This is a genomic window from Pseudomonas sp. NY15463 (assembly GCF_048068415.1).
Classification (GTDB): domain Bacteria; phylum Pseudomonadota; class Gammaproteobacteria; order Pseudomonadales; family Pseudomonadaceae; genus Aquipseudomonas; species Aquipseudomonas mosselii_C.
In genome coordinates this window covers 451,517-475,069 of the sequence record NZ_JBLUQD010000004.1, presented here as the reverse complement: position 1 = coordinate 475,069, position 23,553 = coordinate 451,517, and the positions used below count along the sequence as shown (strand labels likewise).

Here is a 23,553-nt window from a genome sequence, read left to right as displayed (position 1 = left end):
TGCCCATTCGCCGACGTTATGCAGTACATAACGGCACGCCTTAGGATCCGAAACGATGGTCGCACCCTCCGCCACGCCGCTCCCGCCCGCCCCAAAGCGCAGCGCTTTGTTGCGTTGGCCCGTTTTGCTCGGTGCCCTGGTGGTGATCGGCTACGGCGTGGCTGTGGCCATGCACTGGGACGATCGTGGTGTGCTGTGGCTCAAGGAGCGCTTCCAGAGCCAGGCGCAGCGCCAGCAGAGCGTCTGGCTGCCGGCCTACGTCGTGGATATCGATGCCAAGCCCTTGGTGGGCATGGAGCGCGACGAGGCGTCGGACCTTTCCTTCAATCCGCACACCCGTACGCTGTTCGCCGTGATGGGTAAGCACCCGTTCCTGGCTGAACTCGACCTGCAAGGCAATCTGCTGCGCAAAATCCCCCTCCAGGGATGGGCCAACCCCGAAGGGGTGGCGGTGATGGAGGACGGCCGGATTGGTATCGTCGACGAGCGCTGGCATGACGTGGTGGTGGTCAAGGTCGAGGCCGATACCACCTCGCTCAACCGCGACGATTACCCGGCGTTCGACCTGGGCGCGTCCGAAGACAGCAACAAGGGCTTCGAGGGCATCGCCTGGGATGCTACGCGTCAGCGCCTGCTGCTGGGCGAAGAGCGTCCGCCCAAGCTGTTTGCCATCAATACTGACGGCCGCAGTCTGCCCACGGGGCCACGCGTGGCGTTACCCAGCGATCAACTGGACGTGCGCAACCTGTCTGCCGTGGCGGTCGACCCGCGTACCGGCAATGTGTTGGCGCTGTCGGCCGAGTCGAGCCTGTTACTGGAGCTGAACGAGCAGGGCGAGCAGGTCAGTTTCATGACCCTGCTGGGTGGTTTCAATGGCCTGAAGGACACCATTCCACGAGCTGAAGGGGTCACAATGGATGACCAGGGCAACCTGTACATGGTCAGTGAGCCCAACCTCTTCTATCGCTTCCGAAAAAACTGACAGGTTCGCCAGCCGTTTGCGTCGATGGCTTTAAGGTTGGGTTCAGTTGTAGATGGTTAGATTCGCACTCTTTCCGTCGAGCTTGCCCTGATGCGCCGAAGCTACCGTTTGATCTGTGTTGTTGTTCTGTTCGTCCTGTTGGCACTGCTGGGCGTGGCGGGGCATGAGTTTCGCCTGTTCGAGCGCGGCTGGTTCAATCTCAAGACGTGGTGGCAGCCGGTCGAGCAGGGCATTGCCCTGGATCGCTATCAGGTCACCCTTGAAGCCCAGCCGATCGAGGGGCTGCACGCGGACCTTTCGGCGCTGACCTTCGATCCTGATCGCAAGAGCCTGTTCACGGTTACTAACTCCAGCCCAGAGCTGATCGAACTGTCGTTGGACGGGCGTATTCTGCGCCGCGTCCCACTGACCGGTTTTGGCGACCCTGAGGCGGTGGAGTACGTGGGGCCCAACACCTACGTGATCACCGACGAGCGCCAGCAGCGCCTGATTCAAGTGCGCCTGGATGACGACACGCCGTTTCTCGATGCCGGCGATGCTGAGCAACTGACCTTGGGCATTGGCCTGAATGGCAACAAGGGCTTCGAAGGGCTGGCATACGATTCGGCAGGCAAACGCCTGTTCGTGGCCAAGGAGCGCGACCCGATGTTGATCTACGAAGTGCACGGCTTTCCCCACACCAACCCCGAGCAGCCCTACGCGGTGCATGTGGTGCAAGACCGCGAGCGCGATGCGCGTCTTTTCGTGCGGGACTTGTCGAGCCTGCAATACGACGAGCGCAGCGGGCATTTGCTGGCGCTCTCGGATGAGTCGCGGCTGGTGATCGAGCTGGATGTGGAGGGGCGGCCATTGAGCACCTTGTCACTGCGCAAGGGCTCCCAGGGGCTGAAGCAGCCTGTGCCCCAGGCCGAAGGGATGGCGATGGACGAGGCCGGCACGCTGTATCTGGTGAGCGAGCCGAACCTGTTCTATGTGTTCCGCCAGTCGGCCGATTGACCCGGCAAGCCACCGAATCAAAGGCCGCGCCCTCGATCTTGCATGACACATAAACCCTGGGGCCGCTGCGCGCCCCCAAGATCTTGGCTACGGCACCTATCGTCGGGGCCGCTACGCGGCCCTTTCGCGACACAAGGCCGCTCCTACAGCACCCGTAGAGGCGGCGCGCTTCACTCAGCCTTAAGGCTCTTCACGCCTTCGGCGGTGCCCAGCAGCAGCACGTCAGCCGGTCGCGCAGCGAACAGGCCGTTGGTCACCACGCCAACAATCGCGTTGATCTGGGCTTCCAGCTCCACTGGGTTGGTGATCTGCAGGTTGTGGACATCCAGGATCACGTTGCCGTTATCGGTCACCACGCCTTCGCGGTAGACCGGGTCGCCGCCCAGCTTGACCAGTTGGCGCGCCACGTGGCTGCGGGCCATGGGGATGACCTCGACCGGCAACGGGAAGGCGCCCAGCACTGGCACCAACTTGCTGGCATCGGCGATGCAGATGAAGGTCTTGGCCACTGCCGCGACGATCTTCTCGCGGGTCAGGGCTGCGCCACCGCCTTTGATCAGGTTCAGGTGGGCATCGCTTTCGTCTGCGCCATCCACGTAGAACTCCAGCTCGCTGACGCTGTTGAGTTCATACACCGGAATGCCATGGCCCTTCAGGCGCTGGGCGGTGGCCTCGGAACTGGCAACGGCGCCATCGAAGGCAGCCTTGTGCTGGGCCAGGGCGTCTATGAAGAAGTTGGCTGTGGAACCGGTGCCGACGCCGACGATGCTCTTGTCATCCAGCTTCGGGAGGATGAGATCGACAGCGGCCTGGGCGACGGCCTGTTTGAGTTGGTCCTGGGTCATGCGGGCTCCGGGAAGGGGCTGGGCGGATGGCAAAGGGGCCTAGTATAACGGCTAGGAGGGCTTTGCTGTGGCTGCCCGACAGCCCGCTGCGGTAGACTCCCAGCCCTTGTCCCGCGGCCCAGTGATGCTTTCCCGATGCTCGAACAGTACGTCAAGAAGATCCTCACCTCGCGCGTCTACGACGTTGCCGTCGAAACCCCGCTGCACAGCGCCGGGCAACTGAGCAAGCGCCTGGGCAACAGCGTGCTGCTCAAGCGCGAAGACTTGCAGCCGGTGTTCTCGTTCAAGATCCGCGGGGCTTACAACAAGCTGGCGCAGCTTACGGCTGAGGAACTGGCCCGTGGCGTGGTCACCGCCTCGGCCGGCAACCATGCCCAGGGCCTGGCCCTGGCGGCGCGCGAGCTGGGCATCAAGGCCACCATCGTGATGCCTAAGACCACCCCCGAAATCAAGATCGAAGGTGTGCGTTCGCGGGGCGGCAAAGTGGTACTGCACGGCGACTCGTTCCCCGAGGCGCTGGCGTACTCGCTGAAACTGGTCGAGGAAAAGGGCTTCGTCTACATCCACCCTTACGACGACCCGCACACCATTGCCGGACAGGGCACCGTGGCCATGGAAATCCTGCGTCAGCATCCAGGCCAGCTGGACGCGATCTTCGTGCCGGTCGGTGGCGGCGGCCTGATTGCCGGGATCGCTGCCTACGTGAAGTACCTGCGCCCGCAGATCAAGGTGATCGGCGTCGAGCCGGACGACTCCAACTGCCTGCAAGCCGCCATGGCCGCTGGCGAGCGCGTGGTACTGCCGCAGGTCGGCTTGTTCGCCGACGGCGTGGCGGTGGCGCAGATCGGCCAGCACACCTTTGACATCTGCCGTCAGCATGTGGATGAGGTGATCACCGTCAGTACCGACGAAATCTGTGCCGCCATCAAGGATATCTACGACGATACCCGCTCGATCACCGAACCTGCCGGTGCTTTGGGCGTGGCGGGTATCAAGAAGTATGTCGAACTCAAAGGTGTGACCGGGCAGACCCTGGTGGCTATCGACTCTGGCGCCAACGTCAACTTCGACCGCTTGCGCCACGTAGCCGAGCGCGCCGAACTTGGCGAAAAGCGCGAGGCGATCATCGCCGTGACCATCCCTGAGCGTCCGGGCAGCTTCAAGGCCTTCTGCGAGGCTATCGGCAAGCGCCAGATCACTGAGTTCAACTACCGCAAGCACACCTCGGACGAAGCGCACATCTTCGTCGGCGTGCAGACCCACCCGGAAAACGATCCGCGCGCGGCACTGGTACAGCATCTGACCGAGCAAGGCTTCCCAGTCACCGACCTGACTGACAACGAACTGGCCAAGCTGCACATCCGCCACATGGTCGGTGGGCATTCGGCTGGGGCCAGCGATGAGATCGTGCTGCGCTTCGAGTTCCCCGAAAGGCCCGGCGCGCTGTTCAACTTCCTCAACAAACTCGGTGGCCGCTGGAACATTTCGATGTTCCACTACCGCAACCACGGCGCTGCTGATGGCCGGGTGGTGGCGGGCTTGCAGGTGCCGGAAGAAGAGCGTCACCTGGTACCGGCGGCCTTGGCCAAGATCGGCTATCCGTACTGGGATGAAACCGAGAACCCGGCTTACAAGCTGTTCCTCGGCTGAGCAGCTAAGCTAAGCCAGATATCGCGCTTTGTGTAGGAGCGGCACGAGGCCGCTCTTACAAGAGCAGACGGCAGCGCACGAACGGCCTGATAAAGGACAATCCAGAAATGGAACACCTGACCACCCTCAAGACCCTGCATATCGCTGCCACCGCCATCTTGCTGCTTGGCGCCCTGTGCCTGGCGGTCTGGACCGTGCGGGCTCGGCGCAAGGGCGACAGTGAGGCCTACGCCAAGCTGCTGCGCCGGCCGCTGGTGTTCGTCTGGTTGCTGATGGGGTTGTGCCTGGTGAGCATGCCGTTCACCGGCTGGTGGCTGGTCCATCTGGTTGGCTGGCCCCTGGGGCAGACCTGGGTGCTGGCCTCCAGCGTCCTTTACGCATTCGGCGTGTTCGCTGTGTGGTGGCTGCTGGTGCGCCTGAACCGGCTACGCAAGGCTGAGCGAGTAGGGCTCAGGTTCACCCTGGCGCTGGCGCTGTTCAGCGGAGTGTGCCTGCTGTCCATCGCCGGGCTGATGGGCGCCAAACCGGTCTGATAGTTTTTCATCGCCTATGTGGACCACCGCGAAAGGGCTGGGCCAGGAATACTTCAATCGCGCAACGAAATCACCGGCCAGCCGCGCGCCTGGGCTTCGTTGCGCAGCTTCGGGTCTGGGTCCACCGCCACCGCATGGGTCACTTTCTCCAGCAGCGGCAAGTCATTCATCGAATCGCTGTAGAAGTAGCTGTCTTCCAGGTCGAAGCCGTTTTCCAGCATCCAGCGGTTCAGCCGCGTCACCTTGCCTTCACGAAAACACGGTATATCGGTACTGCGCCCGGTGTAGCGGCCATCCTGCCTCTCGCATTCGGTCGCCAGCAGCACGCGCACGCCGAGGCGGCGGGCGATGGGGGCGGTGACGAAGCGGTTGGTGGCGGTGATGATCACCAGTTGGTCGCCCGCCTCGCGATGCTGCTGCAGCAAGGCCAGGGCCTTGGGCAGGATGATCGGTTCGATGCAGTCGTGCATGAACGCGCGGTGCCACTGGTCGAGCTGGGCAGGCTCGGTGGCGGCAAGGATCTCCATGGAGAAGGCCAGGTAGGCCTGCAGGTCCAGGGTGCCGGCCAGGTAATCCTGGTAGAAGGCATCGTTGCGTGCCTTGTACGCGACCGGGTCGAGGATGCCCCGCTCGCACAGGTAGTCACCCCAGGCGTGGTCGCTGTCGCCGCCGAGGAGGGTATTGTCCAGGTCGAATAAAGCCAGGCGCATGTGGGTCGCTCGCAGAAGCCTCGGGAAGCCCCGCAGAATACGGAGTTTTGATCGCTCTGCACATAAGCGTGGCGGGCGCGTTGCTGCGCTCGCAGGCTTTGTGGAACAATGCGGCGACATGCGTTTGCGAGGTTGCTGCCGTGATCGACCCCGATGGTTTTCGCCCCAATGTCGGGATCATTCTCACGAATGATGCCGGGCAGGTGCTATGGGCTCGGCGGATCAACCAGGATGCCTGGCAGTTTCCCCAGGGGGGCATCAACCCTGACGAAACACCAGAAGACGCCCTGTACCGCGAGCTGAACGAAGAAGTTGGCCTGGAACGCCAGGATGTGGAAATACTTGCCTGCACCCGTGGCTGGTTGCGTTATCGTTTACCCCAGCGCCTGGTGCGCACCCACAGCCAGCCGCTGTGCATTGGCCAGAAACAAAAGTGGTTCTTGCTGCGCCTCGTGAGCAACGAGCAACGGGTGCGCATGGACCTCACCGGCAAACCGGAATTCGACGGCTGGCGCTGGGTCAGCTACTGGTATCCGCTGGGCCAGGTGGTGACATTCAAGCGCGAGGTCTACCGACGCGCCCTGAAAGAGCTAGCCCCGCGCCTGCTGACGCGCGACTGACGACGGAGTCCGACCCCGAGCCATGCTCAATACGCTGCGCAAGATCGTCCAGGAAGTGAACTCCGCCAAAGATCTCAAGACGGCGTTGGGTATCATTGTCTTGCGCGTCAAGGAGGCCATGGGCAGCCAAGTCTGCTCGGTCTACTTGCTCGACCCCGAAACCAACCGTTTCGTGCTGATGGCCACCGAGGGCCTGAACAAGCGGTCCATCGGCAAAGTCAGCATGGCCCCCAACGAAGGCCTGGTCGGCCTGGTCGGCACCCGCGAGGAGCCGCTGAACCTCGAGAACGCCGCCGACCACCCCCGTTACCGCTATTTCGCCGAGACCGGCGAAGAGCGCTTCGCCTCCTTCCTCGGCGCGCCGATCATTCACCACCGCCGTGTGGTCGGGGTCCTGGTGATCCAGCAGAAAGAGCGGCGTCAGTTCGACGAGGGAGAAGAAGCCTTCCTGGTGACCATGAGCGCTCAGCTCGCCGGTGTTATCGCCCACGCCGAGGCCACCGGTTCGATCCGTGGTCTGGGCCGTCAGGGCAAGGGCATCCAGGAAGCGCGTTTTGTCGGCGTACCCGGCTCGCCCGGTGCAGCGGTGGGCCGTGCAGTGGTGATGCTGCCGCCGGCCGATCTTGAAGTGGTGCCGGACAAGACTGTCGAAGACATCGACAACGAACTCAAGCTATTCAACAACGCCCTTGAAGGCGTGCGCGAAGACATGCGCAAGCTTTCGGCGAAGCTGGCTACCCAGCTGCGCCCCGAAGAGCGCGCGTTGTTCGACGTGTATCTGATGATGCTCGAAGACGCCGCCCTGGGCGGCGAGGTGGTCGAGGTCATCAAGACTGGCCAATGGGCCCAAGGCGCTCTGCGCCAAGTGGTCGGCGAGCACGTCAACCGCTTCGAGCTGATGGACGACGACTACCTGCGCGAGCGCGCGTCGGACGTCAAGGACCTCGGCCGGCGCCTGTTGGCTTACCTTCAGGAGGCCCGCTCGCAGTCGCTGGTGTACCAGGACAACACCATCCTGGTCAGCGAAGAGCTGACCCCTGCCATGCTCGGCGAGGTGCCCGAGGGCAAGCTGGTCGGCTTGGTATCGGTACTCGGTTCGGGCAACTCCCACGTGGCGATTCTGGCCCGGGCGATGGGTATTCCCACGGTCATGGGCCTGGTCGACCTGCCGTATTCGAAGGTCGACGGCATCGAGCTGATCGTCGACGGCTACAAGGGCGAGGTATTCACCAACCCCGGCGAGGTGCTGCGCAAACAGTACAGCGACGTTGTCGAGGAGGAGCGCCAGTTGGCGCGTGGCCTCGACGCGCTGCGCGAGCTGCCGTGCGTCACTCCCGACGGCCACCGCATGCCGCTGTGGGTCAACACTGGCCTGCTGGCCGACGTGGCTCGCGCCCAGCAGCGTGGCGCCGAAGGGGTTGGTCTGTACCGCACCGAAGTGCCGTTCATGATCAATCAGCGTTTCCCTAGCGAGAAGGAACAGCTAGCGATCTATCGCGAGCAGTTGCAAGCCTTCCACCCGTTGCCGGTGACCATGCGGACCCTCGACATCGGCGGCGACAAGGCCCTGTCGTATTTCCCGATCAAGGAAGAAAACCCGTTCCTCGGCTGGCGTGGTATTCGCGTCACCCTCGATCACCCGGAAATCTTCCTGGTGCAGACCCGCGCCATGCTCAAGGCCAGCGAGGGTCTTAACAACCTGCGCATCCTGCTGCCGATGATCTCTGGTATCCACGAGCTGGAAGAGGCCCTGCACCTGATCCACCGGGCCTGGGGCGAAGTGCGTGACGAAGGCACCGACGTGCCGATGCCGCCGGTAGGCGTGATGGTGGAAATCCCGGCAGCGGTGTACCAGACCAAGGAGCTGGCGCGGCAGGTGGACTTCCTGTCGGTCGGCTCCAACGACCTCACCCAGTACCTGCTGGCGGTGGACCGCAACAACCCGCGGGTCGCCGACCTTTACGACTACCTGCACCCCGCCGTGCTGCAAGCGCTCAACACCGTGGTGCGCGATGCCCATGGTGAGGGCAAGCCGGTGAGTATCTGCGGCGAGATGGCCGGTGATCCTGCGGCGGCGATCCTGCTGATGGCCATGGGCTTCGACAGCCTGTCGATGAACGCCACCAACCTGCCGAAGGTGAAGTGGATGCTGCGTCAGGTGAACCTGAGCAAGGCCAAGGAACTGCTGGAAGACGCGCTGAGCCATGACAACCCGCAGCTGACCCACAGTGCGTTGCAACTGGCGCTGAAGAACCTTGGGCTGGCGCGGATGATCGGGCCGAACAAGACGCTCTGAGATCATGGGCCCGCTTTGCGGGCCTTTCGCGGCACAAGGCCGCTCCTACACGGGCCTGCGTCTCCCTGAGCGGCCGTTTGCTGCGAAAGGTGCGCCAAGCGCCCCTATGGCTTCAAATCGTGATATCCACTTCCCCCAGATGCCCACCGAACGGCCCGAAGCTGCGCTCCACCATTCGTCGCCGTCCTGAGTTATCCACAATCAGCACCGTACTCGCCCGGGTCCCGTAGTTCTGGCTGGCAATGAACACACTCGACAGCAATTTCTCGGTGGCCAGCCCTACGCCGGTGTCTGGCAGCGCACTGTCGGGGGCTTGAGTGGCATCGGCCAGCAGCGCAAGCAACTGCTGGGGATCAGCCGAGTCGAGCAGGCTTTGCAGCCCACTGCGCGCCTTGAGCAGCTTCGGCCACGGCGTATCCAGCCCAGCGTTGGACAGCCCGTACACGCCCGCCGCCAGCAGGCGCGGGGAGGCTTCCCGCGCATGCAGGTAGCCCAGTTGCTGCGAATCACCCACCAGCAGGTTGAAACCCGAATATTGCGCGCTGCGACTGGCAACTTGGTCCAGATAGGCCTCGACGCCCAGCTCGCCCTGCAAATAGGCCGCGACCAACTCGCCCCGCGAGCGCGGCCCCTGGGGCTGGCCTGGGGCGCGGATATTGGTCAGTGCTGCGAAGCGCCCCTGCGGCCCGATCCCCAACCAACTGCCGCCAGCCTCCAGGTCGCGTCCCGCATGCACCCCCGGTGCATCCTCCCACGCCGCCAGGGCTTGCGTTGGCCGGGCGTAGAACTCGTCCCGGTTGGCCGCGACCACCAGCGGCCGGGCGCTCCCCGGCTGCCACGCGAATACGATCAGGCACATAGGTTATCCCCTGTGTTTTCGGCCACTTTACCGGCAAACCCGCTCCTGACACAGAGTTCACTAGAGCCGCGGCCTTGGCTTCCGTTACCATGCCGGATTGTTTTTGACTGGGGCCACGAATGGAATTCGTACTCTACCTGCTGTTGGGAGCCTGTGCCGGCGTGCTGGCCGGGCTGTTCGGCGTGGGCGGTGGAATCATCATCGTGCCTGTGCTGGTATTCAGCTTCACCTTGCAGGGCTTCGATCCTTCCGTGCTCACCCACCTGGCGGTCGGTACATCGCTGGCGACCATCGTCTTCACCTCGATCAACGCCGTGCTCGAACACCAGCGCAAAGGCGCGGTGCAGTGGCCGATCTTCGCCTGGATGACCCTGGGCATCCTGCTCGGTGCACTGGTCGGGGCCAAGACCGCGTCGCTGATCCAGGGCCCGATGTTGCAAAAGATCATTGGTGTGTTCGCCTTGGTGATCGCGGCGCAGATGGCGCTGGAAATCAAACCCAAGGCCAGCCGAGGCATTCCCGGCAAGCCGGCGCTCACCGCTGCCGGTGGCGTGATCGGCTGGGCTTCGGCGATTTTCGGTATCGGCGGCGGTTCGCTGACCGTGCCGTTCCTGACCTGGCGCAGCCTGCCCATGCAGCAGGCGGTGGCCACCTCGTCGGCCTGTGGCCTGCCGATCGCCGTGGCCAGCGCGTTGAGCTTCATGTGGCTGGGTTGGCACGAGGAGCACCTGCCGGCCCACAGCCTGGGCTATGTCTACCTGCCCGCGCTGGTCGGCATCGCCGTGACCAGCATGTTTTTCGCCCGCTTCGGCGCGCGCCTGGCGCACACGCTGTCGCCGCGCGCACTCAAGCGCCTGTTCGCCGCACTGCTGTTCTGTGTCGGCTTGAGCTTCCTGATTTGAACAAAGAGGACTGAGCATGCTGCCTTATCCGCAGATCGACCCCGTGGCCGTGGCCCTCGGGCCGCTGAAAATCCACTGGTACGGCCTGATGTACCTGATCGGCATTGGCGGCGCCTGGCTGCTGGCCTCGCGTCGACTGAACCGCTTCGACCCCACCTGGAGCCGCGAAAAACTCTCCGACCTGGTGTTCTGGCTATCGATGGGGGTGATCGTCGGTGGCCGCTTGGGCTACGTGCTGTTCTACGACCTGCACCAGTACCTGGCCAACCCGACCTTGATCTTCGAGGTGTGGAAGGGCGGCATGTCGTTCCACGGCGGCTTCATCGGCGTGATGCTGGCGGCGCTGTGGTTCGGCAAGCGCAACAACAAGTCGTTCTTCGAACTGATGGACTTCGTTGCCCCGCTGGTGCCGATTGGCCTGGGCGCGGGGCGCATCGGCAACTTCATCAACGCCGAGCTGTGGGGCAAGCCCACCGACGTGCCGTGGGCGATGATCTTCCCGCCGTTCAGCGACCCGGCCCAATTGCCGCGTCACCCGTCGCAGCTGTATCAGTTCGCCCTCGAAGGCGTGGCGCTGTTCGTGATTCTCTGGGCGTTCTCGCGCAAGCCTCGGCCAACCATGGCGGTGTCTGGCATGTTCGCGCTGTTCTACGGCATCTTCCGCTTCATCGTCGAGTTCGTCCGCGTACCGGACGCTCAGCTGGGTTACATCGCCTGGGGTTGGCTGACCATGGGTCAGATTCTCTGCGTACCGATGATCCTCGCTGGTCTCGGCCTGATCTGGTGGGCTTATAATCGCAAGCCAACGGCGACACCCGCCCACTGAAACCTCCACGGCAGGGGCGATCCCCCTGCCGTGTTCGCTACAGGTAAGCCATGAAACAGTATCTGGACCTGGTCCGTGACGTGATCGAAAACGGCACGCTGCAGGAAAACCGCACCGGTATCCGCACCATCAGCCTGCCGGGCGCCATGCTGCGGTTCGACCTGCAAAAGGGCTTCCCGGCCATTACCACGCGCAAGCTGGCGTTCAAGTCGGCGATTGGCGAGATGGTGGGTTTCTTGCGCGGTGTGAAGAACGCCGCAGAGTTCCGCGAACTGGGCTGCAAGGTCTGGGACCAGAACGCCAACGAAAATGCCCAGTGGCTGGCCAACCCGTTCCGCCAGGGGCATGACGACCTGGGCGAGATCTACGGCGTGCAGTGGCGCCAGTGGCCGGGCTACAAGCGCATCCCGCTGAGCAACCCGGCGGCTATCGAGATGGCCGAAAAGGCCGGTTTCCGCAGCATCGCCCAGGATGAAGAAGACGGCCAGGCGTTCGTCGTGCTGTTCAAGGCCATCGACCAGGTGCGCCAGTGCCTGGACACCATCGCCCACGACCCAGGCAGCCGACGCATCCTGTTCCATGGCTGGAACTGCGCCCAGCTCGATGAAATGGCCCTGCCGCCGTGCCACCTGCTGTACCAGTTCCACCCGAATGTCGAGACCAAGGAAATCTCCCTGACGCTCTACATCCGCTCCAACGACCTGGGCCTGGGCACGCCGTTCAACCTCACCGAGGGCGCCGCGCTGCTGTCGCTGTTCGGTCGCCTGACCGGCTACACCCCACGCTGGTTCACCTACTTCATTGGCGATGCCCATGTGTACGAAAACCACCTGGACATGCTCAACGAGCAGCTCAAGCGCGAGCCACTGGAGGCGCCGAAGCTGGTGATCAGCGAGCGTGTGCCGGCATTTGCCGAAACGGGTGTCTATGCGCCGGAGTGGCTGGAGAAGATCGAGCCGAGCGATTTTTGGCTGGATGGGTACGAACACCATGCGCCGATGACAGCGCCGATGGCGGTCTGACAGATCCTCGTCGCCTGAGCTGACGCATTCGCGGGCAAGCCCGCTCCCACAGGGTACGCGGCGCGCTTGCGAAATCAGTTCTCTGCGCGACAGCGCAGCCCTAAGGGCTGGTTGATCTCCCACAGGCACACCGCAGGGTTTGGAATCAGCGGTACACCTGTGGGAGCGGCGGTTCGGCGTCCCGACTTGCCCGCGAAGGCATTTGTACAGACACCATCAATGCCCGTGGCTACGCCCCACATGCGAATGCTCCACCTCTGGCATCGACACCGCCCCGTTGGTCTCCAGTTGCTGCAGAATCGCGCACTCCGCCCCCTGCGCGCTGCACTGCCTGCGCAAGTCCACCAGTTGCTCCTGCAACGCCACTAGTCCGTCGATCCTGGCCTGCACATGTTCGATATGCGCGTCGATCAGCGCATTCACGCTGCCGCACGAACCTTCCGGGCTGTCGCGCAGGCGCAGCAGGCTGCGGATTTCATCCAGGGTCATGTCCAGGGTGCGGCAGTTGCGGATGAACGTCAGCCGCTCCACATGGGCCTGGGTGTAGAGCCGGTAGTTACCCTCGGTGCGGGCAGGCTCTGGCAGCAGTTGCTCGCGCTCGTAGTAGCGGATGGTTTCCACTGCGCAGTCCGTGGCTTTGGCCAGCTCTCCGATCTTCATGGCAAATCTCCAGCGAATGGGTTGACCCTATAGTGGCTACAGGGTGTTCACTTGGCAACAGGCTCCCTTTAAGGACGAACCCATGAACCACCCCGTCAGCCACGACTCCCCGCACGACCACGCGCATGATCACGCCCATGGCCATTCAGGCCAACACGCAGGCCACGCCCACCACTGCTGCGCCAGCAAGGCTGCCCCGGCCTTGGTGCAACTGAGCGAACATGCCAGCGCCAGCGCGCAGCTCAGTCGTTTTCGCATTGAGGCGATGGATTGCCCCACCGAACAGACGCTGATCCAGGACAAGCTCGGCAAGCTCGCTGGCATCGAGCAGTTGGAGTTCAACCTGATCAATCGCGTGCTTGGCGTGCGCCACACACTCGATGGCACCGCCGCCATCGAGCGGGCCATCGACAGCTTGGGGATGAAGGCCGAGCCACTGGCCGCCGACGACGAAGGCATAGCGCCGCCAGCGGTGAAGAAGTCGGTTTGGCCATTGGCTTTGTCGGGTATTGCGGCGATCGCCGCCGAAGTCGTGCATTTCTCTGGCGTTGCGCCGGAGTGGATTGTAGCGCTGCTGGCCTTGGCGGCCATTCTCGGCTGTGGCCTGGGCACCTACAAGAAAGGCTGGATCGCCCTGAAGAACCGCAACCTCAACATCAACGCGCTGATGAGCATCGCCGTGACCGGCGCCGTGCTCATCGGCCAGTGGCCGGAAGCGGCGATGGTGATGGTGCTGTTCACCATCGCCGAGCTGATCGAGGCCCGCTCGCTGGACCGGGCGCGCAACGCCATCAGTGGTTTGATGCAGTTGGCGCCGGACATGGCCACCGTGCAGCAGCCCGATGGCCAGTGGCGTGAGGTAGACGTGCGCGACGTGGCCATCGGTGCACGGGTGCGGGTGCGCCCGGGGGAGCGTATCGGCCTGGACGGCGAGGTGCTCAGTGGGCAATCCAGCGTCGATCAGGCGCCGATTACCGGCGAAAGCCTGCCCGTCGAGAAGGCGGCGGGCGACAAACTGTTCGCTGGCACGATCAACCAGGCCGGCGCCCTCGAATACCGGGTGAGCGCCGCTGCCGGCCAATCGACCCTGGCGCGCATCATCAAGGCCGTCGAGCAGGCCCAAGGCGCTCGCGCGCCGACGCAACGCTTCGTCGACCAGTTCTCGCGCCTCTATACCCCCGTGGTGTTTGTCGTGGCGTTGGCGGTTGCGCTGATTCCACCGCTGCTGATGGGCGACGCCTGGTTCGACTGGATCTACCGCGCCTTGGTGCTGCTGGTGGTGGCCTGCCCATGCGCCTTGGTGATTTCCACTCCGGTGACCATCGTCAGCGGTCTGGCTGCTGCGGCGCGCAAAGGCATTCTGATCAAAGGCGGCGTCTACCTGGAAGGTGGGCGCAAGCTGGACTACCTAGCCCTGGACAAGACCGGCACCATTACCCACGGTAAGCCTGTGCAAACCGACAGCCAGGTGCTCGACCCGCGCTTTGAAGGCCGTGCCCAGGCCCTCGCCGCCAGTTTGGCGGCCCGCTCCGACCATCCGGTATCCGGCGCCATCGCGCAGTTTGCCAAGGCGCACGGCATTGCGCTGAGTGACGTCGAGGGGTTCGCGGCCTTGGCCGGCCGTGGTGTGCGCGGCGACATCGATGGTCAAACCTATCACCTGGGCAATCACCGTCTGGTGGAGGAGTTGGGGTTGTGCTCGCCTGCGCTTGAAGTGCCGTTGGACGCTCTGGAGCGCCAAGGCAAGACCGTGGTCTTGCTGCTCGACCGCAGCGGCCCGCTGGCGCTGTTCGCTGTGGCCGACACGGTCAAGGACAGCAGCCGTCAGGCAATCGCCGAGCTGCACGCGCTGGGCATCAAGACCATCATGCTGACCGGCGACAATCCGCACACCGCCCAAGCCATCGCCGCGCAGGTCGGCATCGACCTTGCCGAAGGCAACTTGCTGCCGGCCGACAAGTTACAGAGCATCGAGAACCTGTACGCCCAAGGCCACCGCGTAGGGATGGTGGGTGACGGTATCAACGATGCACCGGCCCTGGCCCGTGCCGAGATTGGCTTCGCCATGGCTGCCGCCGGCACCGACACCGCCATCGAAACGGCCGATGTGGCGCTGATGGACGACGACCTGCGCAAGATTCCGGCGTTCGTCAGGCTGTCGCGTCAAAGCGCGGCCATTCTGGTACAGAACATTGTCCTGGCGTTAGGCGTGAAGGCGCTGTTCCTGGCGATCACCTTCACTGGCACGGCGACTCTGTGGATGGCGGTGTTCGCCGACATGGGGGTGAGCCTGCTGGTCGTGTTCAATGGCCTGCGCCTGCTGCGCAGCAACGCCTGAGGCGTCGAGGCTTGCCGTGCGCCTGCGCCGGCATGAGTGTCAGGTGTAGGCCCGGCGCGCCGGTGTTGTGGCGTCAGAGCTGGGCCACCAACGCCTCCAGCTGTTCCTGGCGTTGGGCCTGATTCACCCTGGAGCCAGGGTTCAGGGTCGACCACTGCGGATGCGCCCGGGCTTTACCCAGGGCGTCGGGCAGCTTGCCCTCGCGCCAGGCTTTTTCATCCGGTATGGCCAGGCGAATGCTGTCCTGCGCCGCATGCCCGCGGCTGTCGAGTGCCACCATCAACTGCTGCTGACGCAACGCCAGCAGGCGCAGCACCGTGTCGTCCACGGTTAGTTCGCGCTGGCCTTTGAGCTTGCCCATCAAGCGTGCGCCGTAGTTGCGCGCCGTCTGTAACGCGCCCCCTGCAATCGCGCCAGCCAGGGCTGCGGCCCCCAAGGTCAGGCCACCGACCAGCAGGTCCACGCCCGCGCCGGCCGCAGCGCCTGCGGCCACCCCGCTGCCCAAGCGCACGCCCAGCAGTTTGAGTGTCTCGGGGTTGAACAGGTCATCGCCCCAGCGGCCGTCGAGCAGCGGCAGATCAGCGGCGTTGGCGTCCTCGCGACGGAAAGCGTACAGCTTGAGCAGCGCTTCCACGCAGCGTTGCTCGCGTTGGCGTACGTCCTGGCGCAGGGCTTCGATGGCGCGGGCTTCGGCGCCAGGCTCGGTCTCGACGCTGCGTCGGCAGGCGGCGCAGTCGAGCAACAGCTCGGCGATCAGGCGTTTGCCGCTGCGCTGCCGGTCCAAGCGCTGGGCCTGCTGGTCGTCGATCAGCCGTTGCAGCGCCGGACGGGCTTGTTCGAGCAGCAGGGCCAGGCTCTCGTACAGGCGGCGCTCACCATCCTCGGGCGGGGCCACGCTGTCGAAGCGCACCAGTGCATGCAGGCCAAGGCGCGCCAGGGTTTCGCGCCATTGCGCTTCGCGGTGCGACGGGCTGGCGACGAAGTTGAGCACCGGCAGCAGCGGCTTGCCGCAACCGGCCAGCACTTGGAGTTCATCGCGGTACTTGGCGAGGACGGGTTCGCGTGCATCGATCACATAGAGCCCGGCATCGCTGGCCAGCAACTGGCGCAACACCTTGGCTTCTTGCTCGAAGCGCTGGCGCGCTTCGCTGCCCTGCATGAACCGCTCAAGACGCGCAGGGCCGTCCAGACGCTCGCCGGGGCGCTCCAGGCGTTCGAGGTAGTCGAGCAGAGCGATGGCGTCTTCCAGGCCGGGGGTGTCGTATAGCTCCAGCAGTGGCTGGCCGTCCACCGACAGACGCGCGCCCTCGACGTGACGGGTGGTGCTGGGGCGGTGCGACACCTCGCCAAAGCCGACATCACGGGTCAGGGTGCGCAGCAATGAGGTTTTGCCGACGTTGGTGTGCCCAACCACGGCGAGTTTCAGCGGCTCAGTCATGGCCATGCTCCAGCCAGGTCAGGGGCGAGGTGTCGGCGTGGGGCAGGCCCAGGCGGTCGAGGGCCTCGTGCCAGTCACCCAGGCGTGCAGCGTCCAGGGCTTGGCCGGGCAGCGGCTGGAGCAGCCAGATGCGCGTGGCGCCTGCATTGCGCGCCAGCTCGGCGAGCAGCGCCAGGCTACCGCGATCCGCTGAACGGCGCGGATCACAGGCAATGGCCAGGCGTGCCGGAGGAAACCGGCTGAGCTGCTCCAGCAACTTGTGGCGCGATTCGCGGCTGTCCAACACGCCTGCGTGGGTGATGCCAGGGGGCAGGGCGGGTGGCCAGGGGTGCTGGTCGTCCAGCTCCAGCCCGACCAACAACGCGCCGCTGCTCCCGCTGTCCAGTTGTCCGGCTTCCAGGTGTGGCAGCGCGTCGGGGGCGACGTCCTGCACACCTAGGCGCTCGCTGCGCGGCATCAGGGCTTCGCGCAACTGCGCGTAGCCGGGCAGGTTGAGGTCCAGCGTCAGACGTGCGCGGCCCTGGCGCCAGCGCCACAGGCACAACGCCGCCAGCGCCAGGCGCGGCAGCAGGCCATACACCAGCACCACTCCAAGCAGCCAGCTGGCCCAGGCCTGGCGCGCCCCATCCAGGGCTGGCAGGGTGGCGCCGCTGGCGCGGATCATCGCCTCGTCAGGCAACCCGAAGCCCAGCAGAGAGGGCAGTGCGCCCAAGGCGCGAGTCAGGCTGATGAACGGTTCGGCTGCCAGCAGGGTGGTTTCCCAGACGAAGCCATAGCGTCGGGTTGCCAGCAGCGCCAGCAGCATGCCCAGCGCCGCGAGCATCGCCAGCATCCACAGGCCATGTACCAGCAGGCCCAGTAACCAGCGGTTCAGGCGTTGACGTTGTAGCAATACCAGCAGTGCTGGCGCCAGCTGCGCGGCCTTGGCGTCACGGGCGAAGCGTTCGCTGAGCCACAGCCACACGCGGCCCAACGCTGCGCCGTGCTCGCCGGCCAGGCAAAAGCCCAGCGCCCAGGCGATCAACAACAGCAGGTCCAGCCCCAGCAGGCTGCCCAAGGCCCAGAACACGTTCACCGGTCGCTGGCCATCGCCCAGAGCAGCCAGGCCAAGGCCTGCGCCGCTGAGTACGGCCAATACCATCAAGGCCAGCAACGCCAGGCGCGCGCCTTGTTTCCAGTGGCGCAGCGCGTCGGTCATGCCGTCGCGCTCGGCCAGCCACAGGGCGCGGGTCTCGATGCGCGCCGCCAGATCGCCGCCCTGCTGGCGGGCGTGACGGTTGGCCTCCTGATCCTCCAGGGGGCCTGCGTGTTCCTCGCGCAGGCGCACCGCTTCGGTGAGCCAGCGCTTGTCGAGTGGGGTCGGTGCGGTCACAAGCTCTTCCATTGCACAGGTCAGGGGGCAAGCATAACCCACGCGCCCGGTGCTATCCTCGCCGGCATGACTACCTCACTTCCCCTAAGCCTGATCGCGGCGCTCGCCGAGAACCGTGTGATCGGCATCGACAATTCCATGCCCTGGCACCTGCCGGGGGATTTCAAGTATTTCAAGGCCACCACCCTCGGCAAGCCGATCATCATGGGGCGCAAGACCTGGGACTCGCTGGGCCGTCCGCTACCGGGGCGGCTGAATATCGTGGTCAGCCGCCAGGCAGGCCTGGCGCTGGCCGGCGCCGAGGTCTTCGCCTCGCTGGAGCAGGCGCTGCTGCGTGCCGAGCAGTGGGCACGCGAGCAGGGCGTCGATGAGCTGATGCTGATCGGCGGCGCGCAGTTGTATGCGCAGGCGCTGGAGAAGGGGCTGGTGAGCCGCATGTACCTGACCCGTGTGGAGCTGTCGCCGCAGGGCGATGCCTGGTTCCCTGAATTCGATCAGCAACAGTGGGCGCTGACGTCGAGCGAGGCGCAGGCTGAGGAAGGCAAGCCTGGGTATCACTTCGAGGTGTGGGACAAGCGTTGAGATTGTCGCGGCGCAAGGCTGCTTCTGCAGGGCCTTGCGTACGTTGATCAATGCCGCGCCAGCAGGCTCAAAGACAGGGGCTGGTTCGGGAAAAAGCAAAAATGCTAACAGCCTGAAAGCAAACGGGTTTATATCCAAAAGTAATGGTGATAGTCGTTTTTTGAATAACCAGGTGTCGCTTTTGGCGGTGCGCGTGACGCTGAGGGCTGTTCTGGGGTCGGTACGGAGTGTCCGTTTGTCACCAAACCGGTCTAGGGTTGAACGGCCACGTCTTAGGGAGATGCCTGTATGAAGTCTGCTTCGAAAATCCTCGCCGGTAGCCTGGCCCTGTTGCTGAGCGCCAGCAGTTGGGCCGCCACCGAACTCAAGCACTGGCCTGCCGAGGCCGCCAGTCAGCTCGACGCGATGATCAAGGCGAACGCCAACAAGGGTAACTACGCGGTGTTCGACATGGACAACACCAGCTACCGCTACGACCTTGAGGAGTCGCTGCTGCCGTTCATGGAGAACAAGGGTCTGCTGACTCGCGACAAGCTCGATCCTTCGCTCAAGCTGATCCCGTTCAAGGACACCGCCGAGCACAAGGAAAGCCTGTTTAGCTATTACTACCGGCTGTGCGAGATCGACGACATGGTCTGCTACCCCTGGGTGGCTCAAGTGTTCTCAGGCTTCACCCTCAAGGAGTTGAAGGTCCAGGTGGACGAGCTGATGGCCTCGGGCAAGCCGATCCCCAGCACTTATTTTGAAGGCGACCAGGTCAAGTCCATCGAGGTGCAGCCGCCGAAGGTCTTCAGCGGCCAGGCCGAGCTTTACAACAAACTGATGGAGAACGGCATCGAGGTCTACGTGATCTCTGCCGCGTCCGAAGAGCTGGTGCGCATGGTCGCATCCGATCCCAAGTACGGCTACAACGTCAAACCCGAAAACGTGATCGGCGTGAGCCTGCTGCTCAAGGACCGCGCCAGCGGCCAGTTGACCACGGCGCGCAAGCAGATCAGCGCTGGCCATTATGACCCCAAGGCCAACGAAGGCCTGGAGCTGACCCCGTACCTGTGGACCCCTGCCACCTGGATGGCAGGCAAGCAAGCGGCGATCCTCACCTATATCGATGAGTGGAAAAAGCCGGTGCTGGTTGGCGGCGATACCCCGACCAGCGATGGCTACATGCAGTTTCATAGCGTCGATGTGGGCAAGGGCGGCATCCACCTGTGGATAAACCGCAAGGCCAAGTACATGGACCAATTGAACGGGATGATCAGCAAGCATGCGGCGGCGCAGGCCAAGGAAGGGTTGCCGGTGACGGCGGACAAGAATTGGGTGATCGTGACGCCGGAGCAGATTCAGTAAGCGTTACGTTGCTCCTGCGCCACCGCCTGTAGGAGCGGCCTTGGGCCGCGAACACCGGCGCAGCCGGTGCCATCCATCTCAAATGTCCGACTCCAGGCATAAAAAACCGGCGCTCAGGGCGCCGGTTCTTGTTTCAGCCAGTCAGCGACTCACAGCCCGTCCAGCATCGCCTTGTTGCGCACCGCACCTTTGTCGGCGCTGGTGGCCAGCAGGGCGTAGGCTTTCAGTGCAGTGGTCACCTTGCGTGGGCGGACTTCGGCCGGTTTCCAGCCTTTCTTGTCCTGCTCGACGCGGCGTTGGGCCAGCTCTTCATCGCTGACCAGCAGGTTGATCGAACGGTTCGGAATGTCGATCAGTACCTTGTCGCCGTCCCGGACCAGGCCGATGGCGCCGCCTGCGGCCGCTTCCGGCGAGGCGTGGCCGATGGACAGGCCCGAGGTGCCGCCCGAGAAGCGACCGTCGGTGAGCAGGGCGCATGCCTTGCCCAGGCCCTTGGACTTCAGGTACGAGGTCGGGTACAGCATCTCCTGCATGCCCGGGCCGCCTTTCGGGCCTTCGTAGCGGATGATCACGATGTCGCCGGCCTTCACTTCGTCGGCGAGGATGCCGCGCACGGCACTGTCCTGGCTCTCGAAGATCTTCGCAGTGCCTTCGAACACATGGATCGACTCGTCCACGCCGGCAGTTTTCACCACGCAGCCGTCCAGGGCGATGTTGCCGTACAGCACGGCCAGGCCGCCTTCTTGCGAGTAAGCGTGCTCGAAGCTTCGGATGCAGCCGTTCTCGCGGTCGTCGTCGAGGGTTTCCCAACGGGTCGACTGGCTGAACGCGGTCTGCGTCGGGATGCCGGCCGGGCCTGCCTTGAAGAAGGTGTGCACGGCTTCGTCATCGGTCTGGGTGATGTCCCACTTGGCGATGGCTTCTTCCATGCTGCGGCTGTGTACGGTCGGCAGGTCGGTGTGCAGCAGGCCGCCACGGGCCAGCGAGCCGAGGATGCTGAAGATGCCACCTGCGCGGTGCACGTCTTCCATGTGGTACTTCTGGATGTTCGGCGCCACTTTGCACAGCTGCGGTACCTTGCGCGACAGGCGATCGATGTCGCGCAGGTCGAACGCCACCTCACCTTCCTGGGCGGCGGCCAGCAGGTGCAGGATGGTGTTGGTCGAGCCGCCCATGGCGATGTCGAGCATCATGGCGTTCTCGAACGCCTTGAAGTTGGCGATGCTGCGTGGCAGCACGGAGTCGTCGTTTTCGCCGTAGTAGCGTTTGCACAGCTCAACGATGGTGCGACCTGCGGTGAGGAACAGCTGCTCGCGGTCCGAGTGGGTAGCCAGCGTCGAGCCGTTGCCCGGCAGGGCCAGGCCCAGCGCTTCGGTCAGGCAGTTCATCGAGTTGGCGGTGAACATGCCGGAGCACGAACCACAGGTCGGGCAGGCGCTGCGCTCGTATTCGGCGACTTTTTCGTCACTGGCCGAGGAGTCGGCAGCGATGACCATGGCGTCGACCAAGTCCAGGCCGTGGCTGGCCAGCTTGGTCTTGCCGGCTTCCATCGGGCCGCCGGAGACGAAGATCACCGGGATGTTCAGGCGCAGGGCGGCCATCAGCATGCCGGGGGTGATCTTGTCGCAGTTGGAGATGCACACGATGGCGTCGGCGCAGTGGGCGTTGACCATGTACTCGACGGCGTCGGCGATGATCTCGCGGCTCGGCAGCGAATACAGCATGCCGTCGTGGCCCATGGCGATGCCGTCATCCACGGCGATGGTGTTGAATTCCTTGGCCACGCCACCGGCGCGTTCGATCTCGCGGGCGACCAGCTGGCCCAGGTCCTTCAGGTGCACATGGCCTGGGACGAACTGGGTGAACGAGTTGGCGATGGCGATGATCGGTTTCTTGAAGTCTTCGTCCTTCATCCCGGTGGCGCGCCACAGGGCACGGGCGCCGGCCATGTTGCGGCCTTGGGTGGAGGTCTTGGAACGATAATCAGGCATGGAGCGCTCCTGGCGGCTAAATCACGTCACAAAATTGGGGAGTGAGCTTCTCTTGTCCTGAAACGCCGAAGGCCGGTTGCCGCTGGCAAGGAGGGTGGCCGAAGTCCGCGCGGGATCGCCGCAGGCTCGACCGGAGCTCATAAACCCGCCGGGGATGTCTGGCGATGAATAGCGCCGATTCTACACCGCTGGCGCGGCGAGGGAATGCTTGAGCTACAAGTGGCAAGCTACAAGCTGCAAGACAGGAGCGTGCGGGCGCACGATCGTTGCTTGCAGCTTGCAGCTTGCAGCTTGCAGCTTGCCGATCAGCTATTGGGCAGCAACCGGCAGGTGATGCTCTTGATGTAGCGGGTTTCGCCGATGGCCGGGTGAACCGGGTGGTCCGGGCCCTGGCCGCCGCGTTCGAGCAGTTGCAGGTTGCGGTCCAGGTGGCGGGCGCTGGTCAGCAGGATGTTGTGCAGGTCGTCCTCGGGCAGGTGCATCGAGCACGACGCGCTGACCAGGATGCCGTCCTTGCTCAGCATGCGCATGGCCTGTTCGTTGAGGCGGCGGTAGGCGGCCTCGCCGTTCTTCAGGTCTTTCTTGCGTTTGATGAAGGCGGGCGGGTCGGCAATGATCACGTCGAAGCGCTCTTCGGCGGCCTTGAGTTCGCGCAGGGCCTCGAACACATCGCCCTCGATGCAGGTCAGCTTCTCGCTGATGCCGTTGAGCGCGGCATTACGCTCGACGCCATCCAGGGCGAAGCCCGAGGCATCTACGCAGAATACCTCGCTGGCACCGAATGCGCCGGCCTGCACGCCCCAGCCACCGATGTAGCTGAACAGGTCGAGCACGCGCTTGCCCTTGACGTAGGGCGCCAGGCGCGCGCGGTTCATGCGGTGGTCGTAGAACCAGCCGGTCTTCTGGCCGTCACGCACCGGGGCTTCGAACTTCACGCCGTTCTCTTCCAGGGCGACCCAGTCCGGCACTTCGCCGTAGACGGCGTCGACATAGCGCGGCAAACCTTCGGCGTCGCGCGCGGCAGAGTCGTTCTTGAACAGGATGCCGCTGGGCTTGAGCACCTGCACCAGGGCGGCCATCACGTCCTCTTTGTGCGCTTCCATGGTGGCCGAGGCCAGCTGGACCACTAGGATGTCGAAGAAGCGGTCGACTACCAGCCCCGGTAGCAGGTCGGAATCGCCGTACACCAGGCGGTAGCAGGGCTTGTCGAACAAGCGCTCGCGCAGCGACAGGGCCACGTTGAGGCGGTGCACCAGCAGCGACTTGTCCAGCGGCAGCTTGGCATCGCGCGACAGCAGGCGAGCGCAGATCAGGTTGTTCGGGCTCATTGCTACCACGCCCAGCGGCTTGCCGTTAGCCGCTTCGAGAATGGCCTGCTGGCCGGCCTTCAGGCCCTGCAGCGGGGTCGCGGCAACATCGACTTCATTGCTGTAGACCCACAGGTGGCCGGCGCGCAGGCGGCGGTCGGCATTGGCTTTGAGACGAAGACTGGGCAGGGACATGACGTCGCTCCGGGAAAAAAGAGCGGGAGTATAACGTGTTGCCCCCGCGTTCGGCGCGGGGTGCGACCAAGTGTGCGGCTGG

Annotated in this window: 20 protein-coding genes; 12 read left to right on the top strand and 8 right to left on the bottom strand. The window is 64.2% G+C overall.

The window, feature by feature from the left end; genetic code table 11:
• Positions 1–55 precede the first annotated feature (55 nt).
• Complete coding sequence (locus ACNFIC_RS12870) at positions 56–982, top strand: SdiA-regulated domain-containing protein (protein ID WP_138221766.1); 927 nt, start codon at positions 56–58, stop codon at positions 980–982.
• Between the two features lie 90 nt (positions 983–1,072).
• Positions 1,073–1,978 carry an SdiA-regulated domain-containing protein gene (locus ACNFIC_RS12865; protein ID WP_416781140.1) on the top strand — a complete coding sequence of 302 codons (906 nt, stop codon included), beginning with the start codon at positions 1,073–1,075 and terminating at the stop codon, positions 1,976–1,978.
• Positions 1,979–2,148: 170 nt separating this feature from the next.
• Here the strand turns inward: ACNFIC_RS12865 and rpiA are convergent, their stop codons facing one another.
• Positions 2,149–2,823 (bottom strand): ribose-5-phosphate isomerase RpiA, encoded by a 675-nt coding sequence (rpiA, locus tag ACNFIC_RS12860; RefSeq protein ID WP_138219410.1) that lies wholly within the window; start codon positions 2,821–2,823, stop codon positions 2,149–2,151.
• A gap of 135 nt (positions 2,824–2,958) precedes the next feature.
• Between rpiA and ilvA the strand changes: the two genes are divergently transcribed.
• Both ilvA and ACNFIC_RS12850 read left to right on the top strand, forming a co-directional pair.
• Complete coding sequence (gene ilvA / locus ACNFIC_RS12855) at positions 2,959–4,473, top strand: threonine ammonia-lyase, biosynthetic (RefSeq protein ID WP_138219409.1); 1,515 nt, start codon at positions 2,959–2,961, stop codon at positions 4,471–4,473.
• A 107-nt stretch (positions 4,474–4,580) separates the two neighbouring features.
• Positions 4,581–5,006, top strand: a complete 426-nt coding sequence (locus ACNFIC_RS12850) for a DUF2269 domain-containing protein (RefSeq protein WP_138219408.1) — start codon at positions 4,581–4,583, stop codon at positions 5,004–5,006.
• A gap of 53 nt (positions 5,007–5,059) precedes the next feature.
• On the opposite strand, the gene ACNFIC_RS12845 is transcribed toward ACNFIC_RS12850, so the two are convergent.
• Positions 5,060–5,716 (bottom strand): HAD family hydrolase, encoded by a 657-nt coding sequence (locus tag ACNFIC_RS12845; protein WP_416781139.1) that lies wholly within the window; start codon positions 5,714–5,716, stop codon positions 5,060–5,062.
• 140 nt (positions 5,717–5,856) lie between these two features.
• Here ACNFIC_RS12845 and ACNFIC_RS12840 point away from each other — a divergent pair, with 140 nt between their 5' ends.
• Positions 5,857–6,336 carry an RNA pyrophosphohydrolase gene (locus tag ACNFIC_RS12840; protein WP_028688498.1) on the top strand — a complete coding sequence of 160 codons (480 nt, stop codon included), beginning with the start codon at positions 5,857–5,859 and terminating at the stop codon, positions 6,334–6,336.
• A 22-nt stretch (positions 6,337–6,358) separates the two neighbouring features.
• The gene (ptsP, locus tag ACNFIC_RS12835) at positions 6,359–8,632 is read left to right on the top strand and encodes a phosphoenolpyruvate--protein phosphotransferase (RefSeq protein WP_138219406.1); all 2,274 of its coding nucleotides are present in this window, start codon (positions 6,359–6,361) and stop codon (positions 8,630–8,632) included.
• A 112-nt stretch (positions 8,633–8,744) separates the two neighbouring features.
• Here the strand turns inward: ptsP and ACNFIC_RS12830 are convergent, their stop codons facing one another.
• The gene (locus ACNFIC_RS12830) at positions 8,745–9,491 is read right to left on the bottom strand and encodes an NRDE family protein (RefSeq protein WP_138219405.1); all 747 of its coding nucleotides are present in this window, start codon (positions 9,489–9,491) and stop codon (positions 8,745–8,747) included.
• A 119-nt stretch (positions 9,492–9,610) separates the two neighbouring features.
• Between ACNFIC_RS12830 and ACNFIC_RS12825 the strand changes: the two genes are divergently transcribed.
• From ACNFIC_RS12825 to ACNFIC_RS12815, 3 genes are read left to right on the top strand one after another with little or no spacing between them, the layout of a single operon-like run.
• On the top strand, positions 9,611–10,393 hold the full coding sequence (locus tag ACNFIC_RS12825) for a sulfite exporter TauE/SafE family protein (RefSeq protein WP_416781138.1): 783 nt from the start codon (positions 9,611–9,613) through the stop codon (positions 10,391–10,393).
• Between the two features lie 16 nt (positions 10,394–10,409).
• On the top strand, positions 10,410–11,219 hold the full coding sequence (gene lgt / locus ACNFIC_RS12820; RefSeq protein ID WP_138219403.1) for a prolipoprotein diacylglyceryl transferase: 810 nt from the start codon (positions 10,410–10,412) through the stop codon (positions 11,217–11,219).
• 50 nt (positions 11,220–11,269) lie between these two features.
• The gene (locus tag ACNFIC_RS12815) at positions 11,270–12,241 is read left to right on the top strand and encodes a thymidylate synthase (protein ID WP_416781137.1); all 972 of its coding nucleotides are present in this window, start codon (positions 11,270–11,272) and stop codon (positions 12,239–12,241) included.
• Positions 12,242–12,457: 216 nt separating this feature from the next.
• Here the strand turns inward: ACNFIC_RS12815 and cadR are convergent, their stop codons facing one another.
• Positions 12,458–12,901 carry a cadmium resistance transcriptional regulator CadR gene (gene cadR / locus ACNFIC_RS12810; RefSeq protein WP_416781136.1) on the bottom strand — a complete coding sequence of 148 codons (444 nt, stop codon included), beginning with the start codon at positions 12,899–12,901 and terminating at the stop codon, positions 12,458–12,460.
• An 82-nt stretch (positions 12,902–12,983) separates the two neighbouring features.
• On the opposite strand from cadR, the gene ACNFIC_RS12805 reads away from it, so the two are divergent.
• Positions 12,984–15,239 (top strand): heavy metal translocating P-type ATPase, encoded by a 2,256-nt coding sequence (locus ACNFIC_RS12805; RefSeq protein ID WP_416781135.1) that lies wholly within the window; start codon positions 12,984–12,986, stop codon positions 15,237–15,239.
• Positions 15,240–15,312: 73 nt separating this feature from the next.
• Here the strand turns inward: ACNFIC_RS12805 and ACNFIC_RS12800 are convergent, their stop codons facing one another.
• The gene (locus tag ACNFIC_RS12800; protein WP_416781134.1) at positions 15,313–16,677 is read right to left on the bottom strand and encodes a GTPase/DUF3482 domain-containing protein; all 1,365 of its coding nucleotides are present in this window, start codon (positions 16,675–16,677) and stop codon (positions 15,313–15,315) included.
• On the bottom strand, positions 16,670–18,061 hold the full coding sequence (locus tag ACNFIC_RS12795) for a DUF2868 domain-containing protein (protein ID WP_416781133.1): 1,392 nt from the start codon (positions 18,059–18,061) through the stop codon (positions 16,670–16,672). Before ACNFIC_RS12795 ends, ACNFIC_RS12800 begins: the two co-directional genes overlap by 8 nt.
• 54 nt (positions 18,062–18,115) lie before the next feature.
• Here ACNFIC_RS12795 and ACNFIC_RS12790 point away from each other — a divergent pair, with 54 nt between their 5' ends.
• Together ACNFIC_RS12790 and ACNFIC_RS12785 are read left to right on the top strand one after the other, a co-directional pair.
• A complete protein-coding gene (locus tag ACNFIC_RS12790; protein ID WP_138219397.1) occupies positions 18,116–18,631 on the top strand; it encodes a dihydrofolate reductase in 516 nt (171 codons plus the stop codon).
• A 288-nt stretch (positions 18,632–18,919) separates the two neighbouring features.
• Positions 18,920–19,978 (top strand): haloacid dehalogenase-like hydrolase, encoded by a 1,059-nt coding sequence (locus ACNFIC_RS12785; RefSeq protein ID WP_138219396.1) that lies wholly within the window; start codon positions 18,920–18,922, stop codon positions 19,976–19,978.
• Positions 19,979–20,127: 149 nt separating this feature from the next.
• Here the strand turns inward: ACNFIC_RS12785 and ilvD are convergent, their stop codons facing one another.
• Both ilvD and ACNFIC_RS12775 read right to left on the bottom strand, forming a co-directional pair.
• Positions 20,128–21,969, bottom strand: coding sequence for a dihydroxy-acid dehydratase (ilvD, locus tag ACNFIC_RS12780; protein WP_138219395.1), 1,842 nt, complete (start codon positions 21,967–21,969; stop codon positions 20,128–20,130).
• A 305-nt stretch (positions 21,970–22,274) separates the two neighbouring features.
• Positions 22,275–23,471, bottom strand: coding sequence for a class I SAM-dependent rRNA methyltransferase (locus tag ACNFIC_RS12775; RefSeq protein ID WP_416781132.1), 1,197 nt, complete (start codon positions 23,469–23,471; stop codon positions 22,275–22,277).
• Positions 23,472–23,553 lie beyond the last annotated feature (82 nt).

Excerpts from the sequence above, each read along its gene's own strand:
- ACNFIC_RS12790 (WP_138219397.1), top strand. The coding sequence starts at position 18,116 with ATGACTACCTCACTTCCCCTAAGCCTGATCGCGGCGCTCGCCGAGAAC.
- ACNFIC_RS12800 (WP_416781134.1), bottom strand. The coding sequence starts at position 16,677 with ATGACTGAGCCGCTGAAACTCGCCGTGGTTGGGCACACCAACGTCGGC.
- ACNFIC_RS12870 (WP_138221766.1), top strand. The coding sequence starts at position 56 with ATGGTCGCACCCTCCGCCACGCCGCTCCCGCCCGCCCCAAAGCGCAGC.
- ilvA (WP_138219409.1), top strand. The coding sequence starts at position 2,959 with ATGCTCGAACAGTACGTCAAGAAGATCCTCACCTCGCGCGTCTACGAC.
- ACNFIC_RS12845 (WP_416781139.1), bottom strand. The coding sequence starts at position 5,716 with ATGCGCCTGGCTTTATTCGACCTGGACAATACCCTCCTCGGCGGCGAC.
- cadR (WP_416781136.1), bottom strand. The coding sequence starts at position 12,901 with ATGAAGATCGGAGAGCTGGCCAAAGCCACGGACTGCGCAGTGGAAACC.
- ilvD (WP_138219395.1), bottom strand. The coding sequence starts at position 21,969 with ATGCCTGATTATCGTTCCAAGACCTCCACCCAAGGCCGCAACATGGCC.
- rpiA (WP_138219410.1), bottom strand. The coding sequence starts at position 2,823 with ATGACCCAGGACCAACTCAAACAGGCCGTCGCCCAGGCCGCTGTCGAT.
- ACNFIC_RS12795 (WP_416781133.1), bottom strand. The coding sequence starts at position 18,061 with ATGGAAGAGCTTGTGACCGCACCGACCCCACTCGACAAGCGCTGGCTC.
- ACNFIC_RS12830 (WP_138219405.1), bottom strand. The coding sequence starts at position 9,491 with ATGTGCCTGATCGTATTCGCGTGGCAGCCGGGGAGCGCCCGGCCGCTG.
- ACNFIC_RS12805 (WP_416781135.1), top strand. The coding sequence starts at position 12,984 with ATGAACCACCCCGTCAGCCACGACTCCCCGCACGACCACGCGCATGAT.
- ACNFIC_RS12815 (WP_416781137.1), top strand. The coding sequence starts at position 11,270 with ATGAAACAGTATCTGGACCTGGTCCGTGACGTGATCGAAAACGGCACG.
- ACNFIC_RS12865 (WP_416781140.1), top strand. The coding sequence starts at position 1,073 with ATGCGCCGAAGCTACCGTTTGATCTGTGTTGTTGTTCTGTTCGTCCTG.
- ACNFIC_RS12825 (WP_416781138.1), top strand. The coding sequence starts at position 9,611 with ATGGAATTCGTACTCTACCTGCTGTTGGGAGCCTGTGCCGGCGTGCTG.
- ptsP (WP_138219406.1), top strand. The coding sequence starts at position 6,359 with ATGCTCAATACGCTGCGCAAGATCGTCCAGGAAGTGAACTCCGCCAAA.
- ACNFIC_RS12850 (WP_138219408.1), top strand. The coding sequence starts at position 4,581 with ATGGAACACCTGACCACCCTCAAGACCCTGCATATCGCTGCCACCGCC.
- ACNFIC_RS12775 (WP_416781132.1), bottom strand. The coding sequence starts at position 23,471 with ATGTCCCTGCCCAGTCTTCGTCTCAAAGCCAATGCCGACCGCCGCCTG.
- ACNFIC_RS12785 (WP_138219396.1), top strand. The coding sequence starts at position 18,920 with ATGAAGTCTGCTTCGAAAATCCTCGCCGGTAGCCTGGCCCTGTTGCTG.
- lgt (WP_138219403.1), top strand. The coding sequence starts at position 10,410 with ATGCTGCCTTATCCGCAGATCGACCCCGTGGCCGTGGCCCTCGGGCCG.